The following is a 17,479-nucleotide window of genomic DNA, read 5'->3' on the forward strand; positions in this document are numbered from 1 at the left end:
TATGGAATTGCTCCTTCTTGCCCTCTTGTTGGGGGCCCTCCTTTTTACCATCATCCTGCTCTTCCAGATGCAGCGTTCGCTCAGGGAACGGGATGCCTACGAGGCCGAGGTAGCCCGGCAGAATGCAGAACAGCTGCGTTCGAGCCTTGATCAGAAGGTGACCTTGTCCATGAGCGTTGTCAGCGACCGACTTCAGCAGGTGAGCCGCAGCTTGGGAACGCTCCAGAGCCTTTCCCAGAATGTAGGGGATCTTAAGAAGGTGATGGGGAATGTCAAAAATCGCGGCATTTGGGGTGAAATGCAGTTGGCGCGCCTGCTTAGCGATATGCTGGCCCCTGATCAGTATGGAACGAATGTAGCCATCCGGCCAAGAAGTCAGGAACGGGTGGAATTTGCCATCTGTCTTCCCGGGAAGGATGGAAAGACGCCTGTCTGGCTTCCTATTGATGCAAAACTGCCCCAAGAAGATTACCTGCGTCTTCTGGAAGCCCGTGAAACGGATGATGAAGATGCCGCGCAGCAGGCCTTAAAAGGATTGGCGGCCCGGGTAAAGCAGGAAGCCCGGGATATTCGGGATAAATATATTGCCCCGCCGTACTCAACGGATTTTGGCATCCTCTATCTGCCCCTTGAAGGGCTCTTTGCGGAAGTGACCTCTGTGCCCGGCCTTTTGTCGGAACTGCAGCAGAAATATCGCGTGACCGTGGCCGGTCCAACAACGCTTGCTGCACTCATCAACAGCCTGCTCATGGGATTTAGGACCCTGATGGTGGAGAAAAAGACGAGTGAAGTCTGGCGTTTTGTTGTCAGGATCCAGCAGGATATGGAAAGCTTTGATCTTGCTGTGGACCGGGCCCAGAAAAAAATAGACGATGCGGCTTCTGCCTTGGAGGCCGTATCCCAGCGTTCCAAAATCCTGAAGGACCATCTTGCCCGAGCCGAAAAATTTTCAAATGCTCTTGACAAACAAAACGAAAGAAACTAAAATACAGAACATAAAGTTTAAAACATTTAATTAATATCATTAAAATTATTGATGAAGGAGAATAGTACAGGTCTCCCATCCTCCAAGAGAGCCGCGATAAGGTGGAACGCGGCAGGGTGGGTCTTGGAATCCGCTCCGGAAATGATAGGGAAAGAACCTATCCGGGCAGTGCGGCCGTTACCCCGTTTGAAGGCCCATTGGGTAAAACAAGGTGGCACCACGTGAGAGCTTCTCCCGTCCTTGGCGACTGTTGTCGCAGGGATGGGAGTTTTCTTTTTACGGGCGCCGAGAGGAGGAAGCATCATGGAAAAACAAAAAGTGCTTGTCGCGGAACGGATCTCGGATAAGGGGGTGGTCTGCCTAAAGGCTGAGAAGGCCCTTGATGTGACCGTTGATTTTGACATCAAGCGGGAGGATCTCTTACAGGTTATTGGGAATTATGATGCCCTCATTGTCCGCAGCGTGACAAAGGTCAACGAGGAGCTGTATGATGCGGCAAAAAAACTCAAGGTGATTGGCCGGGCTGGCAATGGTGTGGATAATATCGATCTTGACGGTGCCACCAAACGGGGCATCATTGTGGTCAATACGCCGGAAGCCAATATCATTTCGGCCGCTGAACATACCATCGGTCTCCTGCTTGCAAGCTGCCGCAATACGGTCCGGGCCAACAAGATGCTTGAAGAAGGCATCTGGGAACGCAAGGACCTCAAAGGCAGCGAGCTCTATCATAAAACGCTTGGCATCATTGGGCTTGGCCGCATTGGGGCTCTTGTTACAAAGCGCATGCATGCCTTTGATATGCGCGTCATTGCCTATGATCCTTATATCCCTGATTCCCGTTTTCAGCGCCTTGGTGTGGAAAAATGTGAGACCTTGGATGATTTGCTGAAAGAAGCGGATGTCATTACCATCCACACGCCTAAGACGGAAGAGACGGTCAATATGCTGGGCGCGGCTGAATGGAAGAAGTGCAAGAAAGGTGTTCGCGTCGTCAACTGTGCCCGCGGCGGGCTTTACAATGAACAGGACCTTGCCGAAGCAGTGAAGGAAGGAATCGTAGCAAGCGTCGGGCTTGACGTTGTGGTGGATGAACCCAATCCCATCTCTCCCCTCATCGGGATGCCTCAATGCGTTGTGACGCCCCACCTTGGGGCCAGCACTTTTGAGGCTCAGGATAAGGTGGGCCTTGCCATAGCCGAGGAAGTCATCAATGTCCTTGGCGGCAAGATGGTTCCCAACGCCGTGAACCTTCCTGCCATTGCGGCAACGGAACTGGAAGATCTGCGGGGCTACCTTGCACTGGGGGATGCCTTGGGAAAACTTTACTATCAATTGAAAAAAGCACCGGTGGACCGGCTGGAGATTGTTTATGAAGGGGCCGCGGCCCAGCAGGAGACGCAGATGGTGACCCGCAGCATCCTTCAAGGTCTCTTGTCACCGGTCCTGCGGGAACGGGTCAATATGGTCAATGCTGAACTGGCCGCTGAAACGCGGGGCATTACTGTGACAGAAGGCAAGGTCAAGGGGGAGGGCCGCATGAACCGAGTGGCTGTCCGCATTGGGGCTGGTAAGGAGAGCTTTACGGCAGCTGGCATGGTGACGCCGGATAATCAGCCTCATATTACGGAAGTCGAGGGCTATCAGTTCGATACGATTCCGGCGCCTTACATGATTTTTGCCCGCAATGATGATAAACCGGGGATGATTGGTCAGATTGGGACCCTTTTGGGCGCCGGACACGTCAACATTGCGACCATGCAGGTCAGCCGTAAGAAAAAAGAAGGGACTGCCATGATGGTACTCACCGTCGACAGCGCGGTCGATGGGGCTACCCTTGAGATTGTACGGAACCTTGACGGTATCAGTGATGCCCAGTTGGTCCGCCTCTGATCGGAACTGCAAAAAAGGACTGGAAGAGAAGGAAAATCCTTCTTTTCCAGTCCTTTTTCAAGGTTAGTCGATATCCGCCATCTCCATTCTTTTGAAGCGGGTGGACACAAGGTCGAGGAAATCCTGCTCCATCTGGGAAGGTTTGGTCTCTTTTTTTCGAATGGCGCCAAAGCGGAACCGTTCCTCGCAGCCAAGGAGCGGTACGGAGATGACACCGTAGAGGGAATCTTGGTCCCGGAATTCCATGATGCCCACAGTAAAGAAATTGGTTCGCGACAGGAGGCGCATCTGTTCCTGACGGTCATTGACGTAGATGATCTTGCGAGCGTTGTTCAGGTCGATGGGGCCTGATTCCGTCGTCAGATGATAGATAAAATCCTCATACTGGCCAATGTAGCGGACAAAGCCGTAGTCGACAAGTTCTCGGATGTCGATGCCATGGCGTCCAACGGTGCGGATGAGTTCATGTTCCGAGGAAAGGCATACATAAGGCCGAAAGGTGGCAAGGGGTTCATAGATAAGGCCCTGCTCCTCAAAGTTCCTAGCAAGATCGTCCGCCTCTTTTCCGGCCATATGAAGGATGCCGATGTTGGAGCGGTTTTCCTTTACATCTTGGACGACATCGAGGGTGGCTCCTTCACAGAGCCGGCCCGTAAAACTGTCAATGTCCTGATAGCGTCGGCAAATCTCGTTGTAGCACTCTGCTGTATGGGAAAATCGGGTCATGCTAACATTGAGGCAGCTTTTTTCGATGCGGTGGGCATTCACCATGTTCTGGAGGCGGTCCATTTCCTTGAGGATGACCTGACAGTGGAGGAGGATGCGCTGACCGTCGACAGTGAGTTTTGTCCCGTGGCTGGTTCGGCGGAAGAGGGTAAGCCCCATTTCCTTTTCCAGCTGGCGGATGATGTGGCTCAGCTGGGGTTGGGAAATATAGGCGGCTTTGGCTGCTTGGGTAATGGAGCCGTATTTGGCGACGGCAGCAAAATAGCGTAAATTATTTGTATCCATGGTGATTTCCTTTACTCATTGGTTCCGATGCTGTGATATGGCTATTATATCATAGGAATGAGGGGGAAAGAGATTTTCATGAGGGCCATTTATAAATGCAATACCCCACATGCAGCATTCCAATTATCGCTGATGCCCCCGTTTTCATTATAATAGAAATGAAAATATTCGAACTATTGTTAAAACAGTGAAAAGGAAGTGCGAACATGGTAGAAATCCTTGATGCAATCGACAGTGTCCTCTATTATCCCATCCTGCTTGTGGTCATGGCCGCGGCCGGTCTTTATTTCAGCCTCCGCATGGGCTTTGTCCAGATTCACCGGCTCCCCGAGGGGATGCGTCTTGTCATGGCAAAACCGACGGATGAAAAGGGAACGAGCCCTTTTCAGGCGCTGATGGTCTCTTCGGCTGCCTGCGTTGGAACGGGCAACATTATCGGAATCTCTACGGCAATCTGCCTCGGCGGTCCTGGCGCCGTCTTCTGGATGACCGTCATGGCCCTTATTGGGGCCGCATCATCTTTTGTAGAGTGCACCTTGGCGCAGATCTATAAGCGGAAAAATTCCGATGGGACAAGCTATGGCGGACCGGCTTATTACATCGAAGATGCCCTCCACAACAAGACGCTTGCCACGGCTTTTGTTGTCTTTCTGCTTCTGACCTATTCTTTTGGTTTTAACCTTGTCTGCTCCTACAATGTACAGTCTACTTTCTCTGTCTACAGTTTCTATGATCCCAGCGTGACGCCCGCCATCATCGGGGCCATCCTTGCCATCTTGTGTGGGGCCTGTGTCATGGGGGGTGCCAAACGAATCGAAAAAGCGGCCAGCATCCTTGTGCCCTTCATGGGTGTGGCCTATGTCATTGTAACGGCCATCGTCCTTGTCATGAATCTTGGCATGATCCCCTATGTCATTTCCATGATCCTCGAAGACGCATTCAATTTCAAGGCTATCCTTAGCGGTGTAGCAGGCAGCTGCCTTGTCATGGGCATCAAACGCGGCCTGTATTCCAATGAATCAGGGGTCGGATCCGCACCAAACGCCGCCGCTTCAGCCATCGTATCCCATCCGGTCAAGCAGGGCCTCGTGCAGATGCTTACGGTCTATATCGATACGATCATCCTCTGCAATGCCACGGCCTTCATGTGCTTTGTTTCCGGTGTGGTCCCTACCAAGGAAGCCGCTGGTGCGGTTTGGGTACAAAACTCCCTTTTCAGCGAGCTGGGGCATTTTGGACCGCTCTTTATTACTGTGGCTATGTTGATTTTCTCCTTTACGACCCTCATCGGCAATATCTATTATTGTGAAAATGGACTTGCGTACCTGAATGGTAAGAAGATGCCGAGCCCGTCCTTTATGAGAGGATTCCACATCTATGCCATCCTTATTGTCTTTATTGGGGCCATCATTCCCATGACGGCAGCTTGGAGTCTTGCCGATATCACCATGGGCGGCATGACCCTCATCAATCTGCCGGCCTGTGTTGCCCTATCCGGCGTTGTCATCAAGGCCTACAAAGACTACGAAAAGCAAAAAGCGCAGGGTCTTGATCCGGTCTTTAAAGCGGAATCCATCGGGATGGACCCCGAGGAACTTGATTTCTGGAAATGATTTCATTGAGAAAGGGGTTACACACTATGGCAGTTGACGTACAATCCATCTTGGAAATGGCTCTCGAAAAAGGACGCAACGTCCTTTATGAAGGTAAGGTGGCAAGCTACATCCCAGAACTTGCCAAGGCCGATTCGTCCAACCTTGGCGTCTGTCTCATGAAAAAAGATGGGACCATCTATAAGGCCGGGGATTACAACATTCCCTTCACCATGCAGAGCATTTCCAAGACTTTTTCCCTTATCTTGGCGCTCCAGACGGCGGGTTACGATAAAGTCTTCAGTAAAATTGGCATGGAGCCAACTGGTGATCGCTTTGATAGCATCCTGCAGCTGGAATTAAAGGATTGGCGTCCTTTTAATCCCATGATCAATGCGGGTGCCATCGTTACGGCAAGCTGTGTAGAAACGGAAGATCCCTTCGGCAGTTTCCTGGAACTTGTCCGTAAAGTCTGCAATAATCCTCGCATCAGTCTCAATGAAGAAGTCTATCAGTCTGAAAAACGAACGGGGACGCGGAATCGTTCCATTGCTTTTCTCCTAAAGAGCGACAATGTCCTTGATGGAGAACCGGAAGATATCCTCGATATTTACTTCCGCATGTGCTCTGTCATGGTAACGGCCAAGGATCTTGCCCGTTATGGTATGGTCCTTTCCAACCACGGCATCGATCCTGATACAGGTGAGCAGCTAATCGATCCCACCATTGTACGGATTGTGACGACCCTCATGATGCTCTGCGGCATGTATGATGAATCGGGCGAATATGCAGTTAAGGTCGGACTGCCCAGTAAAAGTGGTGTCGGCGGCGGCATCGTGGCCATTTCCCGTAAAGGGGTGGGCATTGGTACCTTTGGGCCGATGCTCAATAAAAAGGGAAACTCCGTCGGCGGTGAAAAGATCCTGCAGGTCCTTTCCCGGGAACTGGGGCTTCACGTTTTTGACCTGGCAACCTTCTGATGCTGAAAGGGTCAGGACTTTCGAATAAAAAAGATGACCAGCTCCTTTGGGAACCGGTCATCTTTTTTATTCTTCCCCTTTGTCAGAACCGAATTGGCTACCTCCGCTGGTGACCCATTTTTCAAGGTCAGAAAGCCGGAATTTCCACTGCTTTCCAATTTTGACTGCTGGAATGCCGCGCTTTTCACGCAGCCAGGAACGAACCGTAACCACACTGACCCCTAGGTAATTTGCTGCCTGTTCAATAGAGACCCATTTATCCATGGGATCGACTTGATGCGTACTGTTTTCTTTGGGCATATGATTTCTCCCTCCCCATAAGTGCGTCTACTCTTCTGCCAGGCAAATCTTGGACCTGACACGCTAAAATGGAACGATAGCTTCCAGGAGCTCCATCATCCCGGATGACAGCCATGATTTTTCCCATCAATAACGAAAGCTATCAAAGAATAGAGTCGTTTTTCATTTGCTATTATTATATACTGAAAGCCTAGTAAAAAACAATTATTATTTCGGAAAAAACTTGAACAAATAGTCTAAAAGGACACTTCTCGGGAAGCGGTTTTCTTTCCAGCCAACTCATGGTACAATGCGAAGAGAATCTTTTGGGAGGGCAACATGAGCTGTCACGCTTGGTGTACGATCAATCCGTTGATGAAGGCCTATCATGATCAGGAATGGGGCGTTCCGCTCCATGATGATCGGGCCCTTTTTGAATTCTTGATGCTTGAGGCCCTGCAGTGCGGACTGAGTTGGGATCTTATCCTCAAAAAACGGGAGGCCTTGAAAGAGGCATTTAGGGGGTTTGACCCTCTGACCATTGCCACTTTTGGGGAACGCGACGTGACCCGTATCATGGCCACGGACGGTGTTATCCATTCGGAACGCAAGATTCGTGCCGTCATCAAAAATGCCCGGGCCTATCTTGCCGTTGCCAAGGAATATGGCAGTTTTGACCGCTATCTTTGGGGGTATACAAAGGGAAAGACCCTCTTTTACAAAGGGCATGGGACAGGGACCCTCCCGACCGCCAATGGCCTATCCAGGGCTATCAGCCGGGACCTTAAGAAGCGGGGCTTTTCCTTTGTCGGACCTGTCACCATTTATTCCTATCTTGAAGCTGTCGGCGTCATCAACGATCATGATGAATCATGTCCTCGCTATCAAGCGCTCTTTAGCCTCAGCGATGCGGTCTGGGCCGATCCCTTTGAAGAAAGCTGACCTTTTTGGAAAGGACCACGATTATGAAAAAAACACATCAATATGGGGTGATGCTTGTTCTTGTTGGGGCAACGCTATGGGGAAGCAGCAGCAACAGTTTGGAATACCTCATGACTTATCAACATTTTTCCTGGGATACGGTCCTTGCAATCCGCATGGTTGTCACGGCCGCGGTCTTTCTTTTGATCAGCGGCCTGCGTGGGGAAAAGCTCCTGGAACCTGTCAAAAAGGATTTTTTGAGGCTCCTTCGCTTTACGGTCTTGGGTCTTTATACCATGCAGCTTCCTTTTACGATTGCCATCCATTACAGCAATGCAGCAACGGGAACGGTCCTGCAGTATCTCATGCCCGTTATCCTGCTGGGTTATTACCTTATTTTGGAACGACGGCGTCCTCGTCGGCGGGAAGCAGTGGCCGCTTTCCTTGCCATTGTCGGAACCTTCCTCATTGCGACAAAAGGGGAGGGAGCAGCGCTTGCCATCTCTCGGGAAGCCCTTTTCTGGGGTATCCTGAGCGCCTTTGGCATGGCGTTTTATACGGCTTTTGCCGCCGATCTCCTGCACCGCTATTCGACCTTTCTGATCATTGGCTGGGGGAGCCTGGGTAACGCCCTGCTCCTTATGGCCCTCAACCATCCAACCCTTGAAGGAACCCTGTGGACGGGAGGTACTTTTGCCGCTTTTGGTGTCATCATTGTCCTGGGAACCCTCATTGCCTATACGGTGTACCTTGAAAGCACGAAATATATCCCCGCCTCGGAAACCGGTGCCCTTGCGGCTTTTGAACCGCTGTCCGCTTATGCGGTATCCATCCTGTTTATGGGAAACCGCGTGGGTTTTGTGGAAATGGCGGGTGCCCTGTGCATCATGGTCATGGTATGGATGCTTTCCAAAAAGGCTTGAGCAGATGAATCATCATACGACTCATCATACGAACGTCCAAGCAAACTGTAACATTTGGTATAGTCAAATCTTCCTTGGTGGAGAACTTGCCTAACTAGTTGACAGGTCATTTTGTACCCCCTATAATCAATTCATATTTTAAGACTATGAATTGATTATAGGGGGTATTGTGATGAGTGAAGGAAAAGCGTATCATTTTGAAACACTGCAGCTCCATGTAGGGCAGGAACAGCCGGACCCATCGACCGGGGCCCGTGCCGTACCGATTTACATGAGTACATCCTACGTCTTTAAGGATTCTGCCCAAGCATCGGACCGTTTTGCCTTGAAGGATGCTGGTTTCATTTACAGCCGGCTGGGGGATCCAACAAGCGATGTCCTTGAAAAACGCCTTGCTGCACTGGAAGGCGGCGTGGGAGCACTTGTGACCGCAACGGGGGCAGCGGCCATCAGCTATACTATCCAGGCCCTTTGCCATAAGGATGACCACATTGTGGCCGCAACAACCATCTATGGCGGGACTTATAACCTTTTCGCCCATACCTTGCCTGACTTTGGTATTGAAACGACCTTTGTCGATCCGACAAAGGGTTCATCCGTTTTTGAAGGGGCCATCCGGGAAAATACGCAGCTCCTTTACATTGAGACCGTAGGCAATCCGAATGCCAACCTCATTGACATCGGCGCCGTGGCGGAGATTGCCCATAAACATGGAATCCCCCTTGTGGTGGATAATACCTTTGCTACGCCTTATCTCGTCCGCCCTTTTGAGTTTGGTGCCGACATCGTTGTCCACTCGGCGACAAAATTCATTGGCGGTCATGGTACGACCCTGGGCGGGGTTATTGTGGACAGCGGCAAATTTGATTGGGCTGCATCGGGTAAATTCCCTTGGCTTGTGGAGGCAAATCCCAGCTATCATGGTCTGAGCTTTACGCGTGATGTGGGAGCGGCTGCTTTTGTTACTTATGTTCGGGCTGTCATTCTCCGCGACTTGGGAGCTACCCTGTCTCCTTTTGCGGCTTTTATGCTCCTTCAGGGAACGGAGACCCTTTCCCTGCGTGTAGAGCGGCAAGTGGAAAATGCCCTTAAGGTTGTCGACTTCCTTGCCCATGATCCCCATGTAGCCAAGGTGAATCATCCTTCCCTTGACAATCATCCCGATCATGAACTCTATCGGAGATATTTCCCCCATGGCGGGATCAGCATCTTTACTTTTGAAATCAAGGGCGGTCCAGAAGCGGCCCGTACCTTCATCGATCATCTGAAGGTCTTCTCCCTTCTGGCAAATGTAGCAGATGTGAAGAGCCTTGTAATCCATCCGGCCTCAACAACCCATTCACAGATGACGGAAGAAGAACTCCTTAGTTCAGGGATTACGCCGTCAACAATCCGTCTTTCCATTGGGGCGGAACATATTGATGATATCTTGGAAGATCTCAAAACAGGCTTTGCTGCCTTAGACTAAGAGTTTCTTGTTCGTCGTACAAATCGCGCCGATTCTTCAGATTACGGTGCCTTCATTGCTTACTTCTTATTTTAGGGACGCAATCGAGGATGACGATTCGTACGACGATACGTTCCTGATTGGGGGATACCTTACGCCTGGGCGCTCCCCCTCCTAACCACGTGTCGTCACCTCCCGCACCCAGCTTATCAAAGCGGAAGATTTTTTCAATCTTCGGCCCATATGGCCCCATCTACTTTGTCGCCCGCGACCTCAATCTCCTCGACGTACCGGCCTCTGGCCGCAAGGAAACTCACGCGTCGCCGCTTTGTTTTTGGAGGCACCGCTTCGGAGAACCTTTGCGCAACAGCTCCCGCGTCGCTGCGCTATCAGATTGCTGACGTCTCAGGTCCGCCGTCGTCGCTGAGGCCGGGAGCTCCTCGTATCTGGACCCATCTGATCCGAATTTGTAAAAAGCAAATGGAAAAAGACCATAAGTGGAAAACTAACAACTGCTTCCTAAATGAATCCTAGCTGGGGGAAGATTGCTGCTGTACAGCAGTTGCGTTGTCTTTGTAAATAGCAAAACCATAGGAAAAGAGACTGCGAAGAAATGAACCGCTCATTTTTTTACCGTCTCTTTTTTTCTTGTCTGGCACGGGGCCTATCCTTCGTGATACAATAGGCGCAGAAGGAAGCCGTTTTTTGCATCGGAGGTGTTATATATTATGAAAAATAAAATCAAACGAGGGTTCCTGCTCCTTGTGGGACTCATGGCATGCGCTCATGCTGTGCTTGCAGCGGACCATTTGGCCATTGTGACCCAAAAGGGCAGGGCAGGCGTCATTGACCTGCAGGGACGAGTGGTTCTGCCCTTGGAATATAAAAAAATCGAAGTGGAACAAGGAGAAACAGATGCTGTCATCCTTGTTGAAAAGGATGGAAAATACGGAATGTATGACCGACAGGGCAAGGTCATCATCGCTCCAACCTTTAAGAAGGTGGGACCCTTCAGCGATGGAATGCTTGCGGCCCGGGACCGGGAAGGATGGACATTTTATGACCGTCAGGGCAAGGCCCTTGCTTCCCATTATGATGAGGTGGGTCCTTTTTCCGAAGGCCTTGCGGCTGTGAAAACGGATGGAAAATGGGGCTATATCGATAAACAGGGAGCTTATATCCTTAAGCCCCAGTATAGGAAGGCCCAGCCTTTTAAAGAAGGGTATGCAGCCGTCAAGCTTCAGGACCGCTGGATGTATGTTAAAAAAGACGGAACCGCCCTTCTTGTTGGAAAGGCAAAGACTGTCAGTGACATGAGCCAGGGCGTGGGCATTATCGATGGCAGCTGGCTTATGGACACAACGGGTGCCCGCTACGCCAAATTGAAGGCCTATGACTATGTTGGCTCTTTTGATGAAGGTGGATTGGCCCGTGTTGGGGTGAGGCGCCGTCACCGCTCTGTCTTTGACTATGTTTCCATTGGCTGGGGCTGGGGCGGACACTGGGGTGTCGGCTTCCCGGGCTGGGGCTGGGGTCCCTTTGATTTTGGCTGGGGCTGGAGCGATGCAGGATACCATCATCATGGATGGGGCGGCGGCATTTCTATCATTCCAGGGGAAGTCATCCATCCGTCGAACCTTTATATGGGTGCCATCAATAAGCAGGGGCAGGAAGTCATTCCCGCAAATTACCGGGCCCTATCACCTTTCCGTGAAGGCCGCGCTTTGATTGTTGACCGTGAAGGCCGCTTTGGGATGATTGACCGCAGCGGAAAAGTGGTCATCCCAGCTTCCTATGATGAATTGGGACCCTTTGAAAAAGACCGTGCTCCCTTTGCCTATGATAAGCACTGGGGATTTATCGACGAAACCAACAAGATCGTCATTGAAAACCGCTTTACGAAGGTGACCCCTTTTGTCTCTGATGCTGCAGCCGTTCTTGAAGGCGGGAAGGCTGCCCTTATTGACCGCAGCGGTGCAAATCTTGTCGCGCCCCAGGAGGCGTACAGTGACGTAGGGACCTATGCCCAGGATCGCTCTCCAGTTATGGATAAGAAGAGCGGGAAATGGGGATATATGGACGGAAAAGGAAATCTTGTCATTCCTTCAATGTATGATGAAGCTGGAATTTTTGACTAAGCATTACAAAAAAATAGAAATTATGTTGACATAAATGTGATATTGTGCCATAATAGTGCACAGCCATTCAAATGAGCTCGGCAGCATGCGGATACCGGGGAAACAAGGGACCTCGGATTCGCTGGCGCCCTGCATCGTACGATATTTTTCCCGGAACGGATTGGTTCCGGGTTCTTTTTTTTCGAAAAAAGTCAAAAAGATTAAAATAATTAGCACTCAACTATTGACAGTGCTAAAAAAGCGTGCTATGATAATCCCAGAACGAAGGAAAGGAAGCCCCCCCAGAAGGAGCAGGGTTCCTTTCCACCGTTCCAAGAAATGAAAAGACCTGTGTGAAGGCCGTAATATTTGATTGGAGGAATGACTTATGTTACTGCCGAGCATTTTTAATGACAATGTGTTTGATGATTTTATGGATGGCTTTGATTCCTTTATGGACCGCAGCGCCCTTTATGGAAAACATGGTAAGAACCTCATGAAGACCGATGTCCGTGATGTGGGTGACCATTATGAACTCGATATGGATCTGCCGGGCTTCAAGAAGGATGAAATCCATGCAGAACTCGAAAATGGCTATCTGACCATTTCTGCCGAAAAGAGCCTTGATAAGGACGAAAAGGACAAGGCAGGCCATTATATCCGCCGCGAACGGAGCTTCGGCCGTTCGAGCCGTACTTTCTTCGTCGGTGACGGTGTGAAGGAAAGCGACATCAAGGCAAAATATGCTGACGGGATCCTGAAGCTGTCGATTCCCAAGAAGGAGTTGCCGCAGTCTGAAAACAAAAAAATGATTGCCATTGAAGGCTGATCAAGAACGCTGGGAATTTTTTCCCAGCGTTCTTTTATGCAAAAAAATCGTGGGACCGGAGTTCCGGTTCCACGATTTTTTATTTACAGCATAATCTCACCTTGGAAGGCTTCTTCTTTTTGTGCCTCTTTTCTTGGGGTGGGTGCCTTGCTGGTCTTGATATTTTCAACAAAAAGCAGGAGACGGTTCGTGACATTGACATCGCTGACGCCGCTATCAAAATCCAGACTCAGGAGGTTCATTTCCGGATAAAGGGTCTTGACCTTTTTTTCAATGCCCTTGGCGATGATGTGGTTGGCAATGCAGCCAAAGGGTTGGAGACTGATGACATTGGGAATGCCTCTTTTGGCAAATCCAATAACTTCAGCCGGCAGCAGCCAGCCTTCTCCAAACTGGGCAGCCATGTTGATAATGCCCTTGCCGTCATTGGCCATCTCGTAGATGTCTTCAAAAGGAGTGAAATAGGGGAAAGCACGGCCAATCTTGTTGACTTTATCGATGATCTTGACAATTTGGAGATAGATAAAATCCACCAGGAGATGGGGAATCCGGTCATGCTTGAGGTCAAACTTATCATTGGTCAGCCGATTGACGAAGGCCTGCATGAAAAAGGGCGTCATAAGGGGCGGCATCACCTCAATATGATGGTCCATGAGCCAGCCTGTGATATTCTTGTGGGCAAAGGCGTTGAACTTGAGGTAGATTTCTCCAACAATCCCGACTTGAGGCAGTTTTACATTGGGTTTGACGGCATCCGTAAATTCCTGGGCCGCTTCCTTGAGCAGTTTCAAAAGCCCCTTGGAATGGTTCTTTTCGATTTGCACCTTGGCGAGGTCGAGGTACTTGCTGCGCAGTTTTTCTGCCAATCCCTTCTTTTTTTCACGGACGACTGCAGCATTATAGAATTTTGACAGGCAGTCCGAGAAGAGGATGGTTGTAACCGTGATCTTAGCAATCTTCAGCCAGTTGATATGGAATCCAGGCTGATCGTTTTGGATACTGCTGCTCGTTGCAAGGGAAATGACAGGAACATCCTTGAACCCTGCAGAAACGAGGGCATGCTTGATCAGACCGAAATAGTTTGAAGCTCGGCACTGACCGCCCGTCTGGGTAATGGCAACGGCCGTCTTTTGAAGATCATATTTCCCTGATTTCAAAGCTTCCACGAAATCCCCCACAACAAGGGTTGCCGGATAGCAGACCTCGTTGTTGGCAAAGCGCAGGCCCATGTCGGCGGATAGCCCCGTGCTCTGGGGCAGGGTCTCTACGTGATAGCCCAAAACCTTCATGACAGACGGAATGAGCGGTGACAAGGTGGGGGTAAAGTATGGCGTCAGGATGGTGTAGTCCTTCATGCTCTTTTCAAAGCGCGGCGTGTCGATAAAAGGCTCGGCCCGGCGTTTGCTGTCTTCATTGTAACGAATGCTTTCCACAACGGACCGGACGCGGAGTTTCAGGGAGCCGATGTTCGATACATCATCAATCTTGAGGAGCGTCAGGGCTTTTCCATGGCGCTGCAAAAGACCGCGAATCTCATCTTGGAGGAAGGCGTCAGGTCCACAGCCAAAGCTCGTCATTTCCATGAAGTGGATGGTGTTGTCCTGACGGGCTACCCAGTCAGCGGATTTTAGGATGCGGTTGATATAGGCCCACTGCTTGATGAGGTACGTGTCGTTGATATCGATGGATTCGTTGCCTCGTACCAGGTCTTCATTGATGACGTTGATGCCCATGGCGGCAATGGTGTCGCTGAGTTTATGTTGGACCAGGGGATCGGCATGGTAAGGCCGGCCTGCAAGGAGAATGGTGAGTTTTCCTTGTCGGCGGCTTTTTTCGAGAATCTCCTCGTTCTTTTCCTGGATCTTTCGGCGGTACTCATCTTGGGCCTTGAGGGCGCTGGCAATGGCCTTATCGGCCGTGAAACGGTCAAAGCCAATATAGGAGAGGTATTTTCGGAGCTGCTTTTTGAGCAGTTTTTCGTCTTGGAAGTTGATGGGCGGAGCGTCGATGGGAATCTGTGTTTCCGTGACACTTTTGATGACGTCGGAGTACCCCGAGACAACTGGGCAGTTATAGCTGTTGATTTGCCGCTTATCATCCTGCTGTTCATAGATGACGTAGGGCATGAAGATCCGATTGACCCGCTTTTGGATGAGGTTCAGGATATGGCCATGGACAAGTTTGGCGGGAAAACAGATGTTGTCGCTCATCACGTCATGAAGCCCTGTCTCATAAAGGTGCAGGGTGGACGGGTCAGAAAGCTGGACCTTTAGGCCGCAGGACGTAAATAGGGCATGCCAGAAAGGATAGTCCTCATACATATTAAGGGTCCGCGGCAGCCCAATGGTGCGTTCCGCCTCCTCGTTGATGGGCCGGTTAAAGAGCAGATCGTACTTATAGGTGTAGATATTCTCACCAGGGGTCACATCATCGCCATTATTGGTAAAGTATTTTTCGCATTTGTTGCCCGAATAATAGATGGATCCATTATCGAATTGATACTTCTTGATGAGGCAGTTGTTTTCGCAGCCGTGACAGGTCAGCTGGGCATCCTTGAAGGAAGCAACATGGATCATATCATCTACGGTTGCCTGACCATGGCCCTTGGTTTTAGCATAAAGGGCACAGCCATAGGCTCCCATGATTTCAGGGATGTTGCTGCGATGGACCTTGGTCCCTGTGAGGATTTCAAAGGCCCGGACTACGGCATCGTTTTTCATGGTGCCCCCTTGGAGCACAATCTCATTGCCCAGTTCCTGTGGGCTCTTGAGTTTAAGGACCTTATACAGGCAGTTCTTCACAACTGAATAGGCAAGACCGGCCGCAATGTCTGCGCTGGTGACCCCTTCGCGGAGGCTTTGCTTGACTTTGGAGTTCATAAAGACCGTGCAGCGCGTTCCCAAATCGCAGGGATGCTGGGCCTTGCAGGCGAGGTCCGCAAATTCACTGACGCTGTAGTTGAGGCCCTTGGCAAAAGTCTGGAGAAAGGTCCCGCAGCCGGAGGAACAGGATTCATTCAGCTCCATGCGGTTCAGTACGCCGTGATCGACAAAGATGGCTTTCATGTCCTGACCGCCAATATCGAGGATGAAGGAAACCTTGTCGTTGATTTTCTTGGCTGCCAAATAGTGGGCAATGGTTTCGATGATGCCCGTGTTGAGGCTGAAGGCTGCCTTGATAAGGTCTTCGCCATAGCCTGTAGAGCAGCTTCCCATGATGCGGGGATTGGCCCCAACGGCCAGGCATTTCGTATAAAAATCGGCAAAAGCCTCACGCACCGCTCCTACGGGGTTGCCGTTATTGGGGCCGTAGTGGGTATAAAGGATGCGGTCGTTTTCGTCGGTCACGACAAGTTTCGTCGTGGTCGAACCGGAATCGATGCCGACAAAGACTTTGTCCGTATCTTTGGTCAGGGGCGACAGAATAATCTGGTCCGCTTCCTTTTCCTTTTTCCAGTCGGCATATTCTTTTTCATCATGGAAGATGGGTGGCACCGTATCGGTGACCCGGACAGCGTCCTTAGGAGCAGAAGCAATCCGGTCGCAGAGTTTCTGCAAGCTCGTTGACGGGGCGTCCTCTGCACTGAGGGCAGTCCCGTAAGCCGGGATAAGGTTTGCCTTATCGGGAACAATGAACTCTACATAGGGGACGTGAAGCGCATCCATCAAAGCTTTGCGGAGGCTCGGCATGAAGGTGAGCGGTCCGCCGCACAGAAGGATCTTCGGCTTGATTGTGCAGCCATGGGAAAGGGTCGTAATGACCTGTACAGCGACGGCATGATAGATTGACGCCGCAATGTCCTCACGGCTTACACCTTTACTGAGGAGGTTTTGGATATCCGTCTTGGCAAAAACGCCGCAGCGGGAAGCAATATAGTGGACGTGTTCCGCTTTTTCGGCAAGCTCGTTCAGTTTGTCAATGGGCACGTCAAGGAGTACGGCCATTTGGTCAAGAAAAGCCCCTGTCCCGCCGGCACAGTTCCCGTTCATGCGCAGGTCACACGTGCCATCGGGTTTGATGTAGACAATCTTGGCGTCTTCCCCACCAATATCGATGAGGGTGGCTACTTCAGGGTATTTTTCCTTGACAAATTTGGTCGCGGCGATGACTTCCTGCTCGAAAGCAAGCTTGAATTTTTCCGCAATCCCCATGCCAACGGAGCCCGTCACTTTGATTTTGACGGCCGCCTCTCCGATGGCTGCGGTAAGTTCGGACAGCTCTTCCTTGAGGACTCCCATGATATTGGCTTGGTGCCTCTTGTAACGGGAGAAAACAACTTGTTTGCTGCCATCCAGAACGACCATTTTAGCAGTAGTGGAACCAATGTCCAACCCTACTTGATAAGTACTCATGATACACCTCTAAAACAATAGGTCTTAACAGCTAATTATACCATATTTCCTAGCGTGGAATGATGGATTTCCCCTATTTTTCTATATTTTCTTCCTAAAATAAATGGAAATAAAAAATATACAGTTGAAGGTATATCAATGGTACATCAA

Annotated in this window: 12 protein-coding genes; 9 read left to right on the forward strand and 3 right to left on the reverse strand. The window is 50.5% G+C overall.

From position 1 onward, the window contains the following. Nucleotide 1 precedes the first annotated feature (1 nt). Entirely contained in the window at nt 2–985 is a 984-nt protein-coding gene (locus DW817_RS08430) for a DNA recombination protein RmuC (RefSeq protein WP_009015332.1), read from the forward strand. A gap of 303 nt (nt 986–1,288) precedes the next feature. Then, the gene (serA, locus tag DW817_RS08435) at nt 1,289–2,878 is read left to right on the forward strand and encodes a phosphoglycerate dehydrogenase (RefSeq protein ID WP_009015331.1); all 1,590 of its coding nucleotides are present in this window, start codon (nt 1,289–1,291) and stop codon (nt 2,876–2,878) included. Between the two features lie 63 nt (nt 2,879–2,941). On the opposite strand, the gene DW817_RS08440 is transcribed toward serA, so the two are convergent. Further along, nucleotides 2,942–3,889: a LysR family transcriptional regulator gene (locus DW817_RS08440; RefSeq protein WP_009015330.1), complete on the reverse strand. Its 948-nt coding sequence runs from the start codon at nt 3,887–3,889 to the stop codon at nt 2,942–2,944. Nucleotides 3,890–4,095: 206 nt separating this feature from the next. Here DW817_RS08440 and DW817_RS08445 point away from each other — a divergent pair, with 206 nt between their 5' ends. Both DW817_RS08445 and glsA read left to right on the forward strand, forming a co-directional pair. Beyond that, nucleotides 4,096–5,502, forward strand: coding sequence for a sodium:alanine symporter family protein (locus DW817_RS08445; protein ID WP_009015329.1), 1,407 nt, complete (start codon nt 4,096–4,098; stop codon nt 5,500–5,502). A gap of 26 nt (nt 5,503–5,528) precedes the next feature. Then, on the forward strand, nt 5,529–6,461 hold the full coding sequence (gene glsA, locus DW817_RS08450) for a glutaminase A (protein ID WP_009015328.1): 933 nt from the start codon (nt 5,529–5,531) through the stop codon (nt 6,459–6,461). 66 nt (nt 6,462–6,527) lie between these two features. Here glsA and DW817_RS08455 read toward each other — a convergent pair whose 3' ends face one another. Beyond that, a complete protein-coding gene (locus tag DW817_RS08455; RefSeq protein WP_120112067.1) occupies nt 6,528–6,761 on the reverse strand; it encodes a helix-turn-helix domain-containing protein in 234 nt (77 codons plus the stop codon). A 318-nt stretch (nt 6,762–7,079) separates the two neighbouring features. Here DW817_RS08455 and DW817_RS08460 point away from each other — a divergent pair, with 318 nt between their 5' ends. The 5 genes from DW817_RS08460 to DW817_RS08485 all read left to right on the forward strand — a co-directional run bounded on the left by DW817_RS08460 (nt 7,080) and on the right by DW817_RS08485 (nt 12,977). After that, complete coding sequence (locus DW817_RS08460; RefSeq protein WP_021737273.1) at nt 7,080–7,682, forward strand: DNA-3-methyladenine glycosylase I; 603 nt, start codon at nt 7,080–7,082, stop codon at nt 7,680–7,682. A 23-nt stretch (nt 7,683–7,705) separates the two neighbouring features. Continuing rightward, the gene (locus DW817_RS08465; RefSeq protein WP_120112071.1) at nt 7,706–8,584 is read left to right on the forward strand and encodes a DMT family transporter; all 879 of its coding nucleotides are present in this window, start codon (nt 7,706–7,708) and stop codon (nt 8,582–8,584) included. Between the two features lie 172 nt (nt 8,585–8,756). Beyond that, nucleotides 8,757–10,052 (forward strand): O-acetylhomoserine aminocarboxypropyltransferase/cysteine synthase family protein, encoded by a 1,296-nt coding sequence (locus DW817_RS08470; protein WP_009015324.1) that lies wholly within the window; start codon nt 8,757–8,759, stop codon nt 10,050–10,052. A 707-nt stretch (nt 10,053–10,759) separates the two neighbouring features. Continuing rightward, entirely contained in the window at nt 10,760–12,169 is a 1,410-nt protein-coding gene (locus DW817_RS08480) for a WG repeat-containing protein (protein WP_120112075.1), read from the forward strand. Nucleotides 12,170–12,536: 367 nt separating this feature from the next. Then, on the forward strand, nt 12,537–12,977 hold the full coding sequence (locus DW817_RS08485; RefSeq protein ID WP_009015322.1) for an Hsp20/alpha crystallin family protein: 441 nt from the start codon (nt 12,537–12,539) through the stop codon (nt 12,975–12,977). Between the two features lie 83 nt (nt 12,978–13,060). Here the strand turns inward: DW817_RS08485 and DW817_RS08490 are convergent, their stop codons facing one another. Further along, nucleotides 13,061–17,329: an acyl-CoA dehydratase activase-related protein gene (locus DW817_RS08490; RefSeq protein ID WP_009015321.1), complete on the reverse strand. Its 4,269-nt coding sequence runs from the start codon at nt 17,327–17,329 to the stop codon at nt 13,061–13,063. Nucleotides 17,330–17,479: the final 150 nt, after the last annotated feature.

Origin of the sequence: Acidaminococcus sp. AM33-14BH, from assembly GCF_003603525.1 — a bacterium.
GTDB classification, from domain to species: domain Bacteria; phylum Bacillota; class Negativicutes; order Acidaminococcales; family Acidaminococcaceae; genus Acidaminococcus; species Acidaminococcus intestini.